Below are 18988 nucleotides of genomic sequence, written 5' to 3' on the forward strand. Positions count from 1 at the left end.
GGAAGCCGGTGCCGAAACCCACAAGTGGGCGTCGGCACCGGCCAGTTGAGCCTTTCGGGTGGTCCGTCACCCCACGAGATTCTCGGCCATCTCCTCGGTGAGGCTGGCCTCTGTGCTCGGGATGCCGAGGTCCGACGCGCGCTTGTCGGCCATGGCCAGCAGCCGCCGGATCCGGCCCGCGACGGCGTCCTTGGTGAGCGGCGGGTCGGCGAGCGCGCCCAGCTCCTCCAGGGAGGCCTGCTTGTGCTCCATGCGCAGCCGTCCGGCGGCGGCGAGGTGCTCGGGGACGTCGTCGGCGAGGATCTCCAGGGCGCGGCCCACCCGGGCGCCGGCGGCGACGGCGGCACGGGCCGAGCGGCGCAGGTTGGCGTCGTCGAAGTTGGCGAGCCGGTTGGCCGTGGCCCGGACCTCGCGGCGCATCCGCCGCTCCTCCCAGGCGAGCACGGACTCATGGGCGCCGAGCCGGGTCAGCAGCGCGCCGATCGCGTCCCCGTCCCGGACGACGACCCGGTCCACGCCCCGGACCTCGCGGGCCTTGGCCGCGATCGACAGCCGGCGGGCGGCGCCGACCAGCGCGAGCGCGGCCTCCGGACCCGGGCAGGTCACCTCCAGGGAGGAGGAGCGGCCGGGTTCGGTGAGCGAGCCGTGGGCGAGGAACGCGCCGCGCCAGGCCGCCTCGGCGTCGCAGGTGGCGCCGGAGACCACCTGGGGCGGCAGGCCGCGGATCGGGCGGCCCCGGCCGTCCACCAGACCGGTCTGGCGGGCCAGCTGGTCACCGCCGGCGACCACCCGGACGACGTAACGCGAGCCGCGGCGCAGTCCGCCGGGCGCCATCACGATCAGTTCGGAGCTGTGGCCGAAGATCTCCAGGATGTCCCGCTTGAGTCTGCGGGCCGCCATCGCGGTGTCCAGCTCCGCCTCGATCACGATGCGGCCGCTCACCAGGTGCAGGCCGCCCGCGAACCGCAGGATCGCCGAGACCTCCGCCTTTCTGCAGCAGGTCCGGGTGACGGGTAGCCGGGAGATCTCGTCCTTCACCGCTGCCGTCATCGCCATGGGCCGATCCTTCCATGCATCCGAAAAATACGGTCGTACGCGGCGGCCAACAGCTCCGGGTCATGCCTTGGAGATCCATCGGTCCGGGCCACCGGCGCCAGCTCGACCGCGGCACCGAACCGTTTGGCGGCGTCGGTCAGGGAGTCGCGGTCGGGCACGGCGGCCTCGTCGGCCAGCACCACGTCCAGGGCGAGTTTAGGGGCGTGTCGTGCCAAAACCTCCAAATGACGCTGCGGGGAGAAGCCATCGGTTTCTCCCGGCTGCGGGGCGAGGTTCAGCGAGAGCACGAGCCGGGCCTTGGTCTCGGTGAGGGCGTCGAGCAGTTCGGGCACCAGCAGATGCGGGATCACCGAGGAGAACCAGGAGCCGGGGCCGAGGACCACCCAGTCGGCGTCCCGCACGGCCGCCACCGCCTCGGGCACGGCGGGCGGGTCGTGCGGCACGACGTGCACGGACTGCACCTCGCCGGGGGTGAGCGCGACGGTCGCCTGCCCCCGGACGGTGTCGACGGCCTCCGGGCGCGCCGGGTCGTGCCCCTTGACCAGGGCCTGCAGCTCCAGCGGTACGGCCGACATGGGCAGCACCCGGCCCTGGGCGCCCAGCAGCCTGCCGACCAGGTCGAGGGCCTGGACGTGGTCGCCGAGCTGCTCCCACAGGGCGACGATCAGCAGATTGCCGACCGCGTGTTCGTGCAGGTCGCCCTGGGACTGGAAGCGGTGCTGGATGACGCGGGCCCAGGTCTGGCCCCAGTCGTCGTCGCCGCAGAGCGCGGCCAGGGCCTTGCGCAGATCGCCGGGCGGCAGGACGCCCAGCTCGTCGCGGAGGCGTCCGCTGGAGCCGCCGTCGTCGGCCACGGTGACGACGGCGGTGAGGTCGCCGGTGATCCGGCGCAGCGCGGCGAGCGAGGCGGACAGGCCCATGCCGCCGCCGAGCGCGACGACCTTGGGCTGGGCGCCCCGGCGGCGCGGCCGGGCGCCGCGGGCCTCGACGGGCCTGCTCTCGCGGCCCTCGGGGACGACCCGGCGCAGCCGGCTCAGTCTGCTCGGCCGCGGCACGGTGGGACCGGTCACTCGCGCCCCATGTCCCGGTGCACGACCACGGTCTCGACGCCCTGGGAGGCGAGGCGGGCGGCGAGCTTCTCGGAGGTGGCGACCGAGCGGTGCTTGCCGCCGGTGCAGCCGACCGCGATGGTCACATACCGCTTGCCCTCGCGGCGGTACCCGGCGGCGATCATCTGGAGCAGCTCGGTGTAGCGGTCGAGGAACTCCTTGGCGCCGGGCTGGTTGAAGACGTACGCGGACACCTCCTCGTTGAGGCCGGTGAAGGGGCGCAGCTCCGGGACCCAGTGCGGGTTGGGCAGGAAGCGCATGTCCACGACGAGGTCGGCGTCGACCGGGAGGCCGTACTTGAAGCCGAAGGACATGACGGTGGCCCGCAGCTCGGGCTCCTCCTCGCCGGCGAACTGGGCGTCCATCTTGGCGCGCAGCTCGTGCACGTTGAGGCTGGAGGTGTCGATGACCAGGTCGGCGTCGCCCCGCAGCTCGCGCAGCAGCTCCCGCTCGGCGGCGATGCCGTCGGTGATGCGGCCGTCGCCCTGGAGGGGGTGCGGGCGGCGCACGGACTCGAAGCGGCGCACGAGGGCGTCGTCGGAGGACTCCAGGAAGACGATCCGCCGGGTGACGTTCTTCGTCGCCAGGTCGGCGAGGGAGTCACGGAGGTTGTCGAAGAAGCGGCGGCCTCGGACGTCGACGACGACCGCGATCCGGGCCACGTTCCCCTGGGAGCGGGCGCCCAGCTCCACCATGGTGGGGATGAGGGCGGGCGGCAGGTTGTCGACGACGAACCAGCCGAGGTCCTCCAGACACTTGGCGGCCGTGGACCGTCCGGCGCCGGACATGCCGGAGATGATGACCAGCTCGGGGATGGCCGCCTCGGGGACCCCGGCTGTTTCGTTGCCCGTACTCACGTGTGCTCCGTCTTCCTGTGGCGCTGGGTGCTGCGGGGCATCGTCGCCCGCCGCGCTGTGGGCTTCCCCGCGCTCCGCTGTGTGCTCGTGGTGCTGTTCTTCTGGACGCGCCGTGCGCTCCGGGAGTTCTGCGGGCTCCGGGAGTTCTGGGCGCTCTTCGTGCTCGGTCATGTCTCCTGCCCTCGCCGCCGGTCCGGGGCGCCCGCGGCCACGGGCTCCCCAGAGGGGTCCGCCGTCGTACCGGGCTCCTCTTCCTCCATGATCTCTCCGGTCGCCGTGTTCACGGCGGGGGCGGCCGGAGCCGCCTGGGCGAGGGCCACGGCGATCGTCTCCGCCGTCTTGCGGCCTATGCCGGGAACCTCGCAGATCTGGTCGATCGTCGCGGAACGCAGCTTCTTCAGCGAACCGAAGTGCTTCAGCAGGGCCTGCTTGCGAGCCTCCCCGAGGCCGGGCACGTCGTCCAAGGGGCTCGCCCGGAAACGCTTGGCGCGTTTGGCCCGCTGGTAGGTGATGGCGAAGCGGTGGGCCTCGTCGCGGACGCGCTGGAGCAGATAGAGGCCCTCGCTGGTACGGGGCAGGACCACCGGATCGTCCTCGCCGGGCACCCAGACCTCCTCCAGGCGCTTGGCGAGGCCGCACACGGCGATGTCGTCGATGCCCAGCTCGTCCAGGGCCCGGCGCGCGGCGGCCACCTGCGGCTGCCCGCCGTCGACGACGACGAGCTGCGGCGGGTAGGCGAACCGCCTGGGACGGCCGTCGTCGTCCTTGAGACCGCCCGCCGGGCCTGCCTCACCGGCTTCGGCGGCGTCCTCCTCCACCCACTCGCCGGTCTTCTCCTTCTCCGCGAGGTAGCGCCGGAAGCGGCGGGTGATGACCTCGTGCATGGAGCGGACGTCGTCCTGTCCTTCGAAGCCCTTGATCTGGAAGCGGCGGTACTCGCTCTTGCGGGCGAGGCCGTCCTCGAAGACGACCATGGAGGCCACGACGTCGTCGCCCTGGAGGTGGGAGATGTCGTAGCACTCGATCCGCAGCGGCGCGCCGTCCAGGTCGAGGGCCTCGGCGATCTCCTCCAGCGCCCGGGAGCGGGTGGTGAGGTCGGAGGCGCGCTTGGTCTTGTGCAGGACGAGCGACTGCTGGGCGTTGCGCGCGACGGTCTCCATGAGCGCCTTCTTGTCGCCGCGCTGCGGGACGCGCAGGGAGACATTGGCCCCCCGGCGCTGGGTGAGCCACTCCTGGACGGGCCCGAGGGGGTCGGGCAGGGCCGGGACGAGGACCTCCTTGGGCACGGAGTCGCCGGTCTCCTCGCCGTACAGCTGCTGGAGCGCGTGTTCGACGAGGTCACCGGTGGTGACGGCCTCGACCTTGTCGGTGACCCAGCCGCGCTGGCCGCGCACGCGTCCGCCGCGGACGTGGAAGATCTGGACGGCCGCCTCCAGCTCGTCCTCGGCGAGGGCGATCAGATCGGCGTCGGTCGCGTCGGCGAGCACGACCGCGTTCTTCTCCATGGCCTTCTTCAGGGCCTCGATGTCGTCGCGCAGCCGGGCGGCCCGCTCGTACTCCATCTCCTCGGCCGCGTCCGTCATCCGCTGTTCTAGGCGGCGGATGTACGTGCCGGTGCGGCCGGCCATGAAGTCGCTGAACTCGTCGGCCAGTTCGCGGTGGTCCTCGGCGGAGATCCGCTCGACGCAGGGGGCCGAGCACTTGCCGATGTAGCCGAGCAGACAGGGCCGTCCGGTGCGGGCCGCGTTCTTGAACACGCCGGCCGAGCAGGTGCGGACGGGAAAGACGCGCAGCAGCAGATCGACGGTGTCCCGGATCGCCCACGCGTGCGCGTACGGCCCGAAGTAGCGCACGCCCTTCTTCTTGTGACCGCGCATCACCTGCACGCGCGGGTACTGCTCGTTCATCGTGACGGCGAGGTACGGGTAGCTCTTGTCGTCGCGGTACTTGACGTTGAACCGGGGGTCGAACTCCTTGATCCAGGAGTACTCCAGCTGCAGCGCCTCGACCTCCGTGGACACCACGGTCCATTCCACGGAGGCGGCCGTGGTGACCATCGTGCGGGTGCGCGGGTGGAGGCCGGTCAGGTCCTGGAAGTAGTTCGCCAGGCGCTGACGCAGGCTCTTCGCCTTCCCGACGTAGATCACCCGGCGGTGCTCGTCACGGAACTTGTACACCCCGGGAGAGTCCGGGATCTGCCCCGGACTGGGGCGGTAGCTGGAGGGATCGGCCATGCTCCACACCCTACTGGCGGGCAGTGACAGCGCGGAGTGCCTGTGGATAACCCTGCGGGTCAATACACCTAGCGCGTCTCCAGGAACGTCAGCACGGCCAGCACCCGGCGGTGGTCATCGGGCTCCTCGGGCAGTCGCAGCTTCCCCAGGATGCTCCGCACATGCTTCTCCACGGTCCCCTCGGTCACCCACAGCCGCCGCCCGATCCCCGAATTGGAGCGCCCCTCGGCCATGAGTCCGAGCACCTCACGCTCCCGGTTGCTGAGCATCGACAGCGGATCGTCGCGTCTCTGCGCCGCCACCAGCTCCTGCACCAGCGACGGATCCACCACCGAGCCGCCCCGCCGGATGCGGTCCAGCGTCTCCAGGAACTCGTCCACGACGGTGATCCGGCTCTTCAGCAGATACCCGATGCTCCGCCCCCCGGCCAGCAGCTCCAGGGCGTCCTCGACCTCGACGAACGCCGACAGCACGAGGATCCCGACCGACGGATACCGCTCCCGGATCACGCCGGCGGCCTTCAGCCCCTCCGTGGACTGCGTCGGCGGCATCCTGATGTCGACGATGGCGATGTCGGGCAGCTGGGTCTCCACCAGCTCCATGAGCCCGCCGGCGTCACCGGCCTGCCCCACCACCTCGTAGCCGACGCGCTGGCAGAGGCTCGCCAGACCCTCCCGCAGGAGCACGTCGTCGTCCGCGAGCACCACCCGCCCGCGCACCGGATGCTGATCGGCCTCCATGGCCCTGGCCTCCCCCTTGCCCGACCTGTCCTGTTCGTCCCAACAGCCTGCCTGAACACGGGTCTTACGGCTAGCCGGAAGCCTAGTTGGGGGCGGGCCGTGAAGACACCTGAACGTTTGCCCGGAATGCTCGAACAAGTGCGGCCGAGGATGGAACCGGCGTCCCCGACGAGAGACGGCGAGACATCCGGCTGCCCTGGAGCCGGACGGCCGTCTCCGCCGTCCGATTCGACCGCCCGGAACGTACGCCCCGTACCGAGACCCGGACTCCCCCCTTTGAACGGGTCTCACCGCGTACGCTTCGGGCGGTCACGCACGGGCGGCACGGCCGCCGTCGCGGACTCCTCGGGCAGGGTCAGCGGCAGCCGCACCCGCAGGGTCGTACCGCTCCCGGGCGGGCTGGTGATCGTCAACCTGCCGCCGATCGCTTCCACCCGGTCGATGAGCCCGATGAGCCCCGAACCCCGCTCGGGTTCCGCTCCCCCGACGCCGTCGTCGCGGATCACCAGTTCCAGCACGCCCGCGTGCTCCTCGGCCGCCACGGTCACCACGCTCGCGCGCGCGTGCTTGACGGCGTTGGTGAGGCTCTCGGAGGTGACGTAGTACGCGGCCACCTCGACCTGGTCCGGGAAGCGGGCGCCCGCGAGGTCGAGGTCGAGTTCCAGGGGGATGGCGGAACGGCGGGCGAGGGCGCGCAGCGCGGGGCCCAGGCCGCCCCGGGAGAGGACGGAGGGGTGGATGCCCCGGGCCACCTGGAGCAGGTCCTGGAAGGTGTCGTCGAGGCCCTTGGCCAGCTGGTCCAGTTGCTGGGCGAGTTCCGAGGAGCGGTCCTCCACCAGGGTCTCCGCCATCCGCAGCTCCAGCTGGAGGGAGACCAGGCGCTGCTGGACGCCGTCGTGCAGGTCGCGTTCGATGCGGCGCCGGGAGGCGTCCCCGGCGGCGACCACGCGCGCGCGGGACGCGGTCAGCTGGGCGCGGCTGTCGGCGTTGGCGATCGCGGTGGCGATCAGCTCGGTGAAGTCGGCGAGCCGGGACTCGGTGCCCTCGGGCAGCGGGTCGAGGAGCGAGGCCGCCACGACGACCCCCCACAGCCGGTCCTCGACGACGATGGGGGCGCCCACGGAGGTGCCCGAGCGGGCGGCGCACCGGGTGCGGGCCACCTCGTCGATGGTCCGCCGGGTCGCCTCGCGTCGGGTCATGCGGGCGGCCTCGGCGGTGGCGTCCACGCGCGCGTGCGCGATCCCGAGGACCTTGACGCTGCCGTCGGGCTCGTAGCGCAGGACGGCCGAGGCCGTGCCCAGCAGCGAGGCGACCTCCGCCGCCACGGTCGCGAAGACGTCGGCCGGCGGCACCCCGCGCGCGACGGCGGTGGCGACCCGGCGCAGCGCGGTCTGTTCGCGCGCGGCCCGGCGGCTCTCGGTGACGTCGCGCGCGGCGGCGTAGATGAGGCCCTCCTCGGGGACCGACCGGGCGCTCCACTGCAGCCAGCACTCGGTGCCGTCGGCGCGGACGTACCGGTTCTCGAATTCGGCGACCTCGGCGCCGCCCGCCAGCCGTGCCACGGCGTCGCGGGTTCGGTCGCGGTCCTCCTCGTGGACGAAGTCGAGGAGCGGCCGGGAGGTCAGCGTCTCGATCGGATAGCCGAGGGTGCGTTCGAAGGCCGGGTTGACGCGTTTGAAGAAGCCGTCGACGCCGCTGATGCAGAGCAGGTCCAGGGAGAGGTTGAAGATGCCCTCCAGTTCCTCCTCGGCCCGTCTGCGCCGGCCGTGGGCGGCGGCGAAGGACGCCATGGTGCCGTTCATGCCGCCCAGCAGCTGGGCCCAGGTGCCGGCGAAGGAGTCGACGTCGGCCCGGTGTCCGAGCCGGCCCGCGTCGATCGCCGTGTTCATGTCCCGGATCTCCCCGGCGAGCCGCTCGCTGGTCACCCGCAGCTCGCGGAAGGTGTCGGCGACATCGCCGAGTTCGTCGCGTCCCGCGTAGCGGATGTCGTACGAGAGGTCGCCGTCCGACAGGGCGCGGGCGCCCTCGGAGACCTGGCCGAGGGGGCGGGTGATCGAGCGGCGCAGGGCCAGCGCGAGGAGGGTGACGAGGGCCAGGACGGCGAGGGAGACGGACAGTTCGGTGAAGGCCCGGGTACGGATGGCGCGCAGGTCGCGGTGAGCGGTGTCGTCGAGTTCCCGGGCGGCCCGGTCCTGGATGCCCCGCAGGGCGTCGACATAGCGCTCGGAGGCGGACAGCCAGCTCTGGTACGTGGGCCGGTCGGCGGGCCGGGAGTCGGGGTCGGCGAGCAGGTCGCGGGCCTTGCGGACGTCGCGCCCGGGGGCCTCGAATCTCGCGGCGTGCAGTTCGGCCTTCAGCTCGTCGGAGGCGGTCTGCTGGAAGGCCCTGAGCTGGGCCTTCTCCAGTTCGGTCCAGCGGTCCGCGGCGACGGTGACGTGGCCCGTGCCGGTCGCGTGGAAGAGGACGGCGAGTTCCGCCCGTTCGCTCTCGGCGGCGGCGACGGCCCGCAGCATCGCGATGTGGGCGTCGGCCGCGCGGCCCGAGGCCCTGGTGGGGCGGCCGGACTCGAGGACGGCGACCTTGTCGAGCACCACGTTCTCGATGACCTCGTACCGCTGGGCCACGGCCTGCGCGGTGAGGGACCCGGTGCCGGTCTGGACGCGCAGCGCGTGCAGTTGGCGGCGTACGGCGTCGAGGAGTCCGGCGACGTCGGACACCGGCCGGTCGACGGCTTCGCCGAAGGCGCGGCGCAGCGCGTGGTCCGTGGTCCGCTGGGCCTCCGCCCGGCCGCGCAGGGTGTCCGGTCCGGCGCTGAGCCGGGCCTCGACCGCGGCGATCCGCTCACGGGCGACGGCGCCGGAGACCTCGCTCGCCGCGAACGACACCTCGATCGCGGTGTCGAAGTCGCGCAGGGTCCGTGCCTCCTCCCACTGGGTCACGGCGGCGAACGCGGTGAAGGCCAGCAGGACGGTGACCGGCAGCAGGACGAGCAGCATCAGTTTGGGGCCGACGCGCAGCCGGGCCAGGAACGGGACGGTGTCCGTGGTCGCGGCGCGGCGGCGGAAGCGCGCCGGGGCGGGGCGCTGGACGGGGGCTCGTTTGCGGGACGGTGGGCGGAGCACGGCCGGGCCTCACGGTCCGGTCGGGGGGTAGTGGCCGTGGTCCGCCAGATCCTTGTCCACGGCGCGTACCGCCTCGTCCAGGGCGGGCTTCACGGCCTCACCCCGCATGATCTTCGCGAAGGCCTCGGCGAACGCCTCGGTGATCGCCGGGTAGGCGGGGGTCTGCGGCCGGGGGCGGGCGGTCCCGTTGCGCAGTTGGTCTATGTAGAGGCGTCCGGGGCCGCCGAGGGCGAACGCGTCGGTCCGTTCGATCGCGGTGCCGGTGGCGGGTACGCCGCCGTTGACGCCGGTCATCCGCAGGATCTCGTCCGGGCGCAGCAGGAAGGCCAGGAAGCGCCACACGGCGTCGCCGTCGGCCCGGCCCGCGGGCATGCCCCACTGCCAGGACCCCATGCCGGTGGCGCTGCCCGTGCCGAAGTCGGGCAACGGCACGAGCGCGACATCGCCGGGGTGGGCCTCCGTGTAACGGCCGTACCACCAGTGGCCGGTCCAGGACACGGGACTCCGGCCCTTCTGGAAGGCCTCGGAGTCCTTGTTCGCGTCCACGTATCCCGCCTTCGCCCAGTCCTGCAGCGTCGTCAGCGCCTCGACCGACCGCGGTCCGTTGAGCACTCCGTCGGCCGTGCGAAAGGTGGAGCGTTCGATCAGGTCGCCGCCCGCCGACCAGACAGCCGGCGCGAACCCGTACGTTCCCCATTCGGTGTCGGCCCACGGCAACTGGAGGTCCAGCGGCGTCTCGTAGCCCCGGGCGCGCAGTTTCTCCAGGATGCCGGTGAACTCGTCGGCGGTCCAGGCGTCGCCGATGCCCTGGGGGATGCGGACGCCCGCCTTCTTCAGCACCGACGGCCTGATGTACAGGCCGAGTCCGGAGTCGAACGTGCCGAGGCCCCACAGTCTGCCCCGGTAGGTGCCCTGTTCGAGGACGGAGGGGAGCAGGTCCGCGCGCAGGGACTCGGGGACGCAGGAGTCGATCGGCCGGAGGTCGCCGGCCCAGGCGTGGCTGAAGAGTTTCGGGGCGTCGAAGTCGAGCAGATCGGGCAGTTCGCCGTCGGCGGCCGCCGCCCGGACCAGGTCGTCGTACTCGCCCCGCGGGAGGCTGACGAGCCGGACGGTCACCTCGTCCTGGGAGGTGTTGAACGCCTGGACCTGGGCGCGCACCGCCTCCGTCTCGCCGCGCGCCGCCGGCTCGTGATACCACATCGTGATCTGCGCGGGGGCGTCGATCCGGCCGTCGCAGGTCGCGTCGGCGCTCCGCCGGGTGTGCTCCCCGTCGTCGCCGCCCGCGTCGCAGCCGGTGAGCAGCAGGACCATGGAGAGCGCGAGCGCCGGCAGGGCACGGCGGGGTGTCCTCGAAGCGCCGGGCCGGCCGGACACCCGGGGCGTGCCTCGCCGGGGTCCGGCGGCGCGGGTCACGGTCCGCTCTTCGGGTAACCGTCGTGGGCGGCGAGATCCTGGTCGATCTCCTCGACCGCCTCGTCCAGCGTCTTCTGGACGGGCGCCCCGGAGAAGACGATGTCGGCGACCGCGTGCGAGAAGGCGACGGTGACCGCCGGATAGGCCGGGGTCTGCGGCCTGGGCCGGGCGGCGCCGCCGCGCAGCTGCTCGATGAACAGCCGCTCCGCGCCGTCCTCGTCGTACAGCGGGGACAGTTTCACGGCCCCCTCCGTCCCCGGGATCGCGCCGTTGGCCTCGCTCATCCTGGCCACCTGCTCCGGCTGCAGCAGATACTCCAGGAAACGCCACACCGCGTCGCCGTCCGCGCCCCCGGAGGGGATGCCCCACTGCCAGGAACCCATGCCGGTGACGGTACCCGTGCCGAAATCGGGCAGCGGCACGATCGCCACGTCGCCGGGGTGCGCCTCGCTGTACTCGCCGTACTTCCAGTGCCCCATCCAGGAGATGGCCGTGCGGCCCTTCACGAAGCCGCTCTTGTCCTTCTTCCGGTCCCGGTCGACGTATCCCTCGTCCACCCAGCGCTGCATGGTGCTGAGCGCCTCCACGGACGCCGGGCCGTTGAGGTGTCCGTCGGCCGTGCGGAACTCGTCGGGGTCGATGAGGTCGCCGCCCGCCGACCACACGGCCGGGGCGAAGGCGTAGGTGTTCCACTCGTCGGCGAGCTTGGAGTCGGTGAAGTTCAGGTCGAGCGGGGTCTCGTAGCCCTGCGCACGGAGCTTGCGCAGGATCCCCGTCAGTTCGTCGGCGGTCCAGGCGTCGTCGACGCCCTCGGGCAGCCGGACCCCGGCCTTCTTCAGGACCGAAGGACGGACGTACAGCCCGAGTCCGGAGTCGAAGGTGCCGACGCCCCACAACCGGCCGTCGTACGTGCCCTGTTCCCGGACGGAGGGCAGCAGGTCCTCGCGGATTCTCGCGGGCACACAGGAGTCGATCGGCTTGAGGGTGCCGGACCAGGCGTAGCTGTAGAGGTTCGGGCCGTCGAAGTCGAGCAGGTCGGGCAGGTCGCCGCTGGCCGCGGCGGAGAGCACGAGTTCGGTGTACGGGCGCTGCTCGGGCAGGGTGACCAGTTCGACCCGCACCTGCTTCTGGGATCGGTTGAACTCCCTGACCTGGCTCTTCAGGGTGGTCTGCTCACCGCTCTGGCCCGCGTGGAACCACATCGTGATGTGCGCGGTGCCGTCGATCCTGCCGTCGCAGGTCGTGTCTCCCGCCGCCTTGTCCCCCTCGTCGGCCCGGCCGTCGCCGTCACCGCCGCTGCACCCGGCGAGCAGCAGCACGGCAGCCGCCACGCCACAGAAAAAGGCACGGCGGACATGATGTCTTCCCAGGTCCCGGCGCTGCGTATTCATCGCACACCCCCACTCGACCGGACGGTACGGCCCCCAGGGCAGCGACATGCTACTCCTCGTGTCGCGTCCGATTCCCTCGGTGAGAGTGAACCCCGTTGATCCGGCGCAGGACTTCAGCACATTCCGGCTGACCGGAATTCGTGTGCGGCGACACTTTACGGCTAGCCGGAATGTATGCCCATGACCACCTTGGGAGGCTGTGACCATGTCCATGCGCTGTCTCATCGTCGATGACAGTGCCCGGTTCCTGGAGGCGGCCCGTACGTTGCTGGAGCGCGACGGGATCCATGTCGTCGCCGTGGCCTCCACGGGCACCCAGGCGCTGGCACGGGCCGTGGAGCTGGCCCCGGATCTCGTTCTTCTGGACATCGACCTCGACGGCGAGAGCGGCTTGGAGCTCGCGCCGAGGCTCGCGCGCAGCGCCGCGTCCGTCATCATCCTCACCTCCACGCACCCGCTGGACGACATCCAGGAACTCGTCGCCGCCAGTCCGGCCCGGGGCTTTCTGCACAAGTCGAAGCTGTCGGGGCAGGCACTGCGGGATCTGCTGGGGCCCGATCACGGGTCCCCGGGGTGCTGAGGATCGTGCCGGTGGAGTCCGGCCATGTCACACGGCAGGTGTTGTCGGGACTTGGTCAACACGCTTCAATGCGGGGGAAGTCGGGGCATGGAACGCCGTCGTACGGATGTGAAGACGGACTGCCTTCCAGGGTCCGGGAGGCCCTGCGCTCCGAGCGTCACCGGGCGCCCCGACCGGCCCGCGCGGTCCGACCACCTGTCGCGTTCTCCTCTACAGAAAGGCCCCTGCATGCGGCACGCCACAGAGCACGCGGACGTCGCGGCGGTCACGGACGACGCCACGGCGGAGCTGGAGTCGGCCCTGCGGGGCGGCCCCTTCCATGTCGCGCTGCGCGCCGCGATCGCCGCCCGCGGACTGCCGCTGCAGCGCGTGCAGCACCATCTGTCGCGCTACGGGGTCAAGGTCGGTGTCACCAGCCTCAGTTACTGGCAGCAGGGCGCCCGGCGTCCCCAGCGCCCGGAGTCGCTGCGGGCCGTACGGGCCCTGGAGGAGATACTCCAGCTCCCGGACGAGTCGCTGATCCGGCTGCTCGTCCAGGCCGACGAGGCACCCGGCCCGGAGCGCCCCGCCGGACGCTCCTACCGCTCGGTCGTGGAGGCCTCCGGCGTCCTGGAACGGCTCCTGGGCGACCTGGGGATGCCGCTCGACGGCGGTGTGCACACCGTCGGCCACCACGAGCGGGTCCGGGTCGGCGCGTGCCGGGAGCTGCTGGGCCGCGAGTCCCAGCACATCGTGCGCGCCCACAAGGACGGCGTGGACCGCTATGTGGCCGTCCACCACGGAGACCCGGGCTGCGCGCCGGACCGGATGACCGTCCGCGCCCTGGAGAACTGCCGCAGCGGCCGGGTGCGGTGGGACCAGGACACCGGGATCCTCGTCGCCGAACTCCTCTTCGACACCCGGCTGCGCGGCGGTGACACCTACCTCTTCCGCTACGGCTTCGACGACGGCACGGCCGGTGTCTGCACCGAGTACGTCCGCGGTTTCCGCGCCACGGGCGGCCAGTACGCCCTTCAGGTCCGCTTCGACGAACGGGCCCTGCCCCTGCGCTGTCACCGTTTCAGCCAGCACTCCGCCGCGGCCCCCCGCGGCGGTGGGCAGCCCCTCCCCCTGAGCGGCCTCCACCGCTCGGTCCACCTCGTGGAACCCCGCGTCCGGACCGGAATCGTGGGCATCGGCTGGGACTGGGAGTGAATCGGGGCGGAGGGAGCGGCCCTGGAGGGGGCGGGGCCCGGGCCGGGTGACCGACCGTCGCGGTCCGCACACCTTTGCGATACTTTCCGGCCCAGAGCCCCGAGAGAGGACCCCTGCCGTGATCGTCGTCGCCGGTGAAGCCCTGATCGACCTGGTCCCGCAGGGCGCGGGCCCCCTCGTCGAGCTGCGGCCGGCCCGCGGCGGCGGCCCCTACAACACGGCCGTCGCGCTCGGCCGTCTCGGCTCCCCCACCGCCTTCTGCTCCCGGGTGTCGTACGACGCCTACGGCGAGGCCCTGTTGGGCGGCCTGCGCGACGCGGGGGTGGATGTGGGGTCCGTGCAGCGCGGCCCCGAGCCGACGACCCTCGCCCTGGCCTCGATCGGAGAGGACGGCTCCGCCCGGTACTCCTTCTATGTCGAGGGCAGCTCCGACCGGCTGTTCGAGACGCCCGACCGGCTCCCCGCCGGCACCCGGGCCGTCTCCTTCGGCACCTGCTCGCTCGTCCTGGAACCCGGCGCGAGCGCGTACGAGGAGCTGATGCACGCCACCGCCGCCCAGGGCGTGTTCACCGCCCTCGACCCCAACATCCGGCCCGGTCTGATCCCGGACGAGGACGCCTACCGGACCCGCTTCAAGAGCTGGCTGCCCTCGGTGTCCCTGCTCAAGCTCTCCGAGGAGGACGCCCGGTGGCTGGGCGGCACCCCGCGCCTGTGGCTGGAGTCCGGCCCCGCCGCCGTCGTGATCACCCATGGCGGCGACGGCCTGACCGTCCACACCCGGACCGGCGGGGAGCACTCCGTGCCGGGCGAGAAGGTCGACGTCGTCGACACCATCGGCGCCGGTGACACGGTCAACGCGGCCCTCCTGCACGGCCTGGCGGCCCGGGACGCCCTCTCCGGCGCGGCGCTCACGGCCCTGGGCGCCGACGACTGGACCCGCCTGCTGCGCTTCGCCGCCCGCGCGGCGGCGATCACCTGCTCCCGGGCGGGCGCGGAACCGCCGTACGCGGCGGAGACGGGCGAGGTCTAGACCGTCCCGCGCGGCCCATCCTCGCGCGCGGCCCATCCTCGCGCGCGGCCCGTCCTCGCGCGCGTTCCCGTGCCGGCCGTCGTTCCCGTGCCGGCGGTCGTTCTCGTGTGCGGTCAGCCGCCGACCGCCCGCAGGGCGCCCGGTCCACGGCCGTCTAGGTGGTCGAGGCGGTCGAGGGCGGTTGCCGTGGCCTCGTCGGCCGGGAGGTGGACCATGAGGCGCTGCCCGTCGTCCGGCAGGGCGAGCGTCTCGTACGACAGCCGCAGCCGGCCCGCCTCCGGGTGCTCGACGAGATCCGTGCCGTTGCGCAGCGGCACGGCCGGTACGCCCTTGAGCCGCAGCGTGAACCGGGCTCCCGCGGTGACCGTCAACTCGTCGGCCAGGGCGGCGACATGCGGGTCTCCCGGCGGGGCCTCGTGGCGCAGATGGGCGACCTGCTCGTCCGCGAGCCGCTCCCAGCCCGGGTACACCGTGCGGGCGCGCTCGTCGGTGAACAGATACCGCAGGACGTTGGGCGGGGTGCCGTCGAGCAGCCCGAGCGGGCGGGCGTACCGCTCGTAGGCGGCGGTGTGGGCCACGATGTCGCCGAGCCGGTCGAGCAGGACGGCCGGGGTGGGTTCCAGCCGGTCCAGGAGGGCCCGCACGGTGGGCCGTACGGTGCGGGCCTGGGGGACGGGCGCCGAGCAGAGCGCCCCGTCGTCACTCTCTTTCGCCAGTCGGCGCAGCAGGATCCGGTCCGGCACGGGAAGGCACAGCGCGTCCGCGAGGGCGCCGAGCACCTGGGACGAGGGGTCGCGGTCGCGGCCCTGTTCCAGTCGGGTGAGGTATTCGACGCTGATCCCGGCGAGGGTGGCCAGTTCGGCACGGCGCAGGCCGGGGGCACGGCGGCGGGGGCCGGTGGGGAGCCCGGCCTCGGCCGGGGTGATGGCTTCGCGGCGGCTGCGCAGGAAGGCGGCCAACTCGTTGTCGCTCACGGGTCGAACGTACAGGGTGCGGCGCCACCGAGGGCGGCCCTCGCACCACCACGCACGCCCCGGCCTCCCGCCGGGGCAACGAGCGGTGGGCCGCGGGGAGTTCCCGCGGCCCACCGTGTTCAGCCGGGTGTGTCAGGAGCCGCCGCTCGGGCGTCTCAGGCCTTGCGTGCGCGTGTGGTCTTCTTCGCGGGCGTGGCCTTCTTGGCGGGCGTCGCCTTCTTCGCGGTCGCTCTGGCGGCGACCGTCTTCTTCGCCGTCGTCCCGGCGGCGACCGTCTTCTTCGCGGCGGTCTTGCGCGGGGCCTTCACCGAGGCCGCGTCGCTGATCCGGTCGGCACCGAGGATCTCCCGCAGGAACTTGCCCGTGTGGCTGGCCGGAACCCCGGCGACCTCCTCGGGCGTGCCCTCGGCGATGACGAGACCACCGCCGGCGCCGCCCTCGGGGCCCATGTCCACGACCCAGTCGGCGGTCTTGATGACATCGAGGTTGTGCTCGATGACGATGACCGTGTTGCCCTTCTCGACCAGGCCGGACAGCACCTTGAGGAGCTTGCTGATGTCCTCGAAGTGCAGACCGGTGGTCGGCTCGTCCAGGACGTAGACCGTGCGTCCGGTGGAGCGGCGCTGCAGCTCGCTGGCGAGCTTGACGCGCTGTGCCTCACCGCCGGACAGGGTGGTCGCGGACTGGCCGAGCCGGACGTACCCGAGACCGACGTCCTTGAGGGTCCTGAGGTGGCGGGCGATCGCGGGGACGGCCTCGAAGAAGTCCGTGGCCTCCTCGATCGGCATGTTCAGCACATCGGCGATGGACTTGCCCTTGTAGTGGACCTCCAGGGTTTCCCGGTTGTACCGGGCGCCGTGGCAGACCTCGCACGGGACGTAGACGTCCGGGAGGAAGTTCATCTCGATCTTGATGGTGCCGTCGCCCGCGCAGTTCTCGCAGCGGCCGCCCTTGACGTTGAAGGAGAAGCGGCCGGGCAGATAGCCCCGGACCTTCGCCTCGGTGGTCTCGGCGAACAGCTTGCGGACGTGGTCGAAGACACCGGTGTACGTCGCCGGGTTGGACCGGGGGGTGCGGCCGATGGGCGACTGGTCGACGTGCACGACCTTGTCGACGAGGTCGTCGCCGTCCACGCGCGTGTGCCGGCCGGGGACGCTGCGGGCGCCGTTCAGTTCACGGGCCAGGTGCGTGTACAGGATGTCGTTGACCAGCGTGGACTTGCCGGATCCGGAGACACCGGTGACGGCGGTGAAGACGCCCAGCGGGAAGGACACGTCGATGTCCTGGAGGTTGTTCTCCCGGGCGCCGTGGACCGTGAGGCGCCTGCTCGGGTCGAGCGGGCGGCGGATGTCGGGCAGCGGGATGGCCTTGCGGCCCGACAGGTACTGCCCGGTCTGCGACTCGCGGTTGTCGAGCAGCTCCTTCAGGGAACCGCTGTGCACGACCTTGCCGCCGTGCTCGCCGGCGCCGGGGCCGATGTCGACGATCCAGTCGGCCATCTTGATGGTGTCCTCGTCGTGCTCGACGACGATGAGCGTGTTGCCCATGTCGCGCAGCCGGACGAGGGTCTCGATGAGCCGGTGGTTGTCGCGCTGATGCAGACCGATGGAGGGCTCGTCGAGGACGTACAGGACGCCGACGAGGCCGGAGCCGATCTGGGTGGCGAGCCGGATGCGCTGGGCCTCGCCGCCGGAGAGCGTGCCGGCCGCGCGGTTCAGCGAGAGGTAGTCGAGGCCGACGTCGACCAGGAACCGCAGCCGTTCGTTGACCTCCTTCAGCACCCGTTCGGCGATCTTCTTGTCACGGGCGTTGAGCTTCAGCTCGCCCAGGAAGTCCGCGCAGTCGCTGATCGACATGGCGGAGACCTCGGCGATCGACTTCTCCATGACCGTGACCGCGAGGACGATCGGCTTCAGGCGCGTGCCCTCACAGGTGGGGCAGGGCACCTCGCGCATATAGCCCTCGAAGCGCTCCCGGCTGGCGTCGCTCTCGGCCTCGCCGTGCCGCCGCTTCACGAAGGGGACGGCGCCCTCGAAGGCCGTGGTGTACACCCGCTCGCGGCCGTACCGGTTGCGGTAGCGCACCTCGATCTGTGTCTTGTGGCCGTACAGCAGGGCCTTCCTCGCGCGCTGCGGGAGACCGGCGAAGGGGATGTCGGTCCGGAATCCCAGCGCGTCCGCGAGGGCGCCGATGAGACGGCCGAAGTAGTCCTTGGTGTGGCCGTGCGACCAGGGGTGGATGGCGCCCTCGTCGAGCGACTTGTCCTCGTCCGGGACGATCAGCTCGGGGTCGACCTCCATGCGCGTACCGATGCCGGAGCAGTCGGGGCAGGCGCCGAAGGGCGAGTTGAAGGAGAAGGAGCGGGGCTCCAGCTCCTCGAAGGACAGGTCGTCGTACGTGCAGTACAGGTGCTCCGAGAACATGCGCTCGCGCTCGGGGTCGTCCGCGGGGAGGTCGACGAAGTCGAGCACGACCATGCCGCCGGAGAGGCCGAGGGCGGTCTCCACCGAGTCGGTGAGGCGGCGCTTGGCGGACTCCTTCACCGTGAGGCGGTCGACGACCACCTCGATGGTGTGCTTCTCCTGCTTCTTCAGGGTGGGCGGATTGGAGAGCTGGACGGTCTCGCCGTCCACCCGCGCGCGGCTGTACCCCTTGGTCTGGAGGTCCGCGAAAAGGTCCACGAACTCACCCTTGCGCTCCCGCACCAGCGGCGACAGGACCTGGAAGCGGCTCCCCTCCGGCAGCTCCAGCACCCGGTCGACGATGGCCTGGGGCGACTGACGCGAGATGGGCCGGCCGCACTCCGGGCAGTGCGGCTTGCCGATGCGCGCGAAGAGCAGCCGCAGATAGTCGTAGACCTCGGTGATCGTGCCGACCGTCGAGCGCGGGTTGCGCGAGGTCGACTTCTGGTCGATGGAGACCGCCGGGGACAGACCCTCGATGAAGTCGACGTCCGGCTTGTCCATCTGCCCGAGGAACTGCCGGGCGTAGGAGGAGAGCGACTCGACGTACCGGCGCTGCCCCTCCGCGAAGATCGTGTCGAAGGCCAGCGAGGACTTGCCCGACCCCGACAGGCCCGTGAAGACGATGAGCGAGTCGCGTGGCAGGTCGAGCGAGACGTTCTTCAGGTTGTGCTCGCGCGCGCCACGGACGATGAGACGGTCGGCCACGCCGGTCCGCACCTTTCTTGAGTGAGGTGACAGGGGCCGGAGCCCCCGTCCTCCACAGACTAGGGGGAGCCACTGACAGCGCCGGTCCCGTTTCCCCGTTCCACAACAATCCCGGGCC

General features: G+C 72.0%; 13 protein-coding genes. 3 read left to right on the plus strand and 10 right to left on the minus strand.

The features are described from left to right. Positions 1-66 precede the first annotated feature (66 nt). The 8 genes from whiA to ACZ7MG_RS40985 form a co-directional block, all read right to left on the minus strand. Positions 67-1056: a DNA-binding protein WhiA gene (gene whiA / locus ACZ7MG_RS40950; RefSeq protein WP_471391904.1), complete on the minus strand. Its 990-nt coding sequence runs from the start codon at positions 1054-1056 to the stop codon at positions 67-69. Continuing rightward, entirely contained in the window at positions 1047-2126 is a 1080-nt protein-coding gene (locus tag ACZ7MG_RS40955) for a gluconeogenesis factor YvcK family protein (protein WP_471391907.1), read from the minus strand. The genes whiA and ACZ7MG_RS40955 overlap by 10 nt, the downstream gene beginning before the upstream one ends. Further along, positions 2123-3193 (minus strand): RNase adapter RapZ, encoded by a 1071-nt coding sequence (rapZ, locus tag ACZ7MG_RS40960; RefSeq protein ID WP_471391910.1) that lies wholly within the window; start codon positions 3191-3193, stop codon positions 2123-2125. Before rapZ ends, ACZ7MG_RS40955 begins: the two co-directional genes overlap by 4 nt. Beyond that, the gene (uvrC, locus tag ACZ7MG_RS40965) at positions 3190-5256 is read right to left on the minus strand and encodes an excinuclease ABC subunit UvrC (RefSeq protein ID WP_471391913.1); all 2067 of its coding nucleotides are present in this window, start codon (positions 5254-5256) and stop codon (positions 3190-3192) included. Before uvrC ends, rapZ begins: the two co-directional genes overlap by 4 nt. A 68-nt stretch (positions 5257-5324) precedes the next feature. After that, on the minus strand, positions 5325-5996 hold the full coding sequence (locus tag ACZ7MG_RS40970; protein ID WP_471391916.1) for a response regulator: 672 nt from the start codon (positions 5994-5996) through the stop codon (positions 5325-5327). 287 nt (positions 5997-6283) lie between these two features. Then, positions 6284-8992: a PAS domain S-box protein gene (locus tag ACZ7MG_RS40975; protein ID WP_471392114.1), complete on the minus strand. Its 2709-nt coding sequence runs from the start codon at positions 8990-8992 to the stop codon at positions 6284-6286. 135 nt (positions 8993-9127) lie between these two features. Next, complete coding sequence (locus tag ACZ7MG_RS40980) at positions 9128-10531, minus strand: ABC transporter substrate-binding protein (RefSeq protein WP_471391919.1); 1404 nt, start codon at positions 10529-10531, stop codon at positions 9128-9130. Beyond that, complete coding sequence (locus ACZ7MG_RS40985; RefSeq protein WP_471391922.1) at positions 10528-11922, minus strand: ABC transporter substrate-binding protein; 1395 nt, start codon at positions 11920-11922, stop codon at positions 10528-10530. Before ACZ7MG_RS40985 ends, ACZ7MG_RS40980 begins: the two co-directional genes overlap by 4 nt. Before the next feature lie 205 nt (positions 11923-12127). On the opposite strand from ACZ7MG_RS40985, the gene ACZ7MG_RS40990 reads away from it, so the two are divergent. From ACZ7MG_RS40990 to ACZ7MG_RS41000, 3 genes are all read left to right on the plus strand, one after another. Next, a complete protein-coding gene (locus tag ACZ7MG_RS40990; protein WP_471391925.1) occupies positions 12128-12502 on the plus strand; it encodes a response regulator in 375 nt (124 codons plus the stop codon). Between the two features lie 228 nt (positions 12503-12730). Further along, positions 12731-13696, plus strand: coding sequence for a hypothetical protein (locus tag ACZ7MG_RS40995; protein ID WP_471391927.1), 966 nt, complete (start codon positions 12731-12733; stop codon positions 13694-13696). Positions 13697-13814: 118 nt separating this feature from the next. Next, complete coding sequence (locus tag ACZ7MG_RS41000) at positions 13815-14726, plus strand: carbohydrate kinase family protein (protein ID WP_471391930.1); 912 nt, start codon at positions 13815-13817, stop codon at positions 14724-14726. A 113-nt stretch (positions 14727-14839) separates the two neighbouring features. Here ACZ7MG_RS41000 and ACZ7MG_RS41005 read toward each other — a convergent pair whose 3' ends face one another. Next, positions 14840-15700 carry a helix-turn-helix domain-containing protein gene (locus ACZ7MG_RS41005; protein ID WP_471391932.1) on the minus strand — a complete coding sequence of 287 codons (861 nt, stop codon included), beginning with the start codon at positions 15698-15700 and terminating at the stop codon, positions 14840-14842. A 155-nt stretch (positions 15701-15855) separates the two neighbouring features. After that, on the minus strand, positions 15856-18870 hold the full coding sequence (gene uvrA, locus ACZ7MG_RS41010; RefSeq protein ID WP_471391934.1) for an excinuclease ABC subunit UvrA: 3015 nt from the start codon (positions 18868-18870) through the stop codon (positions 15856-15858). Between the last annotated feature and the right edge of the window lie 118 nt (positions 18871-18988).

It is taken from the genome of Streptomyces sp. NPDC107538 (genome assembly GCF_055657445.1).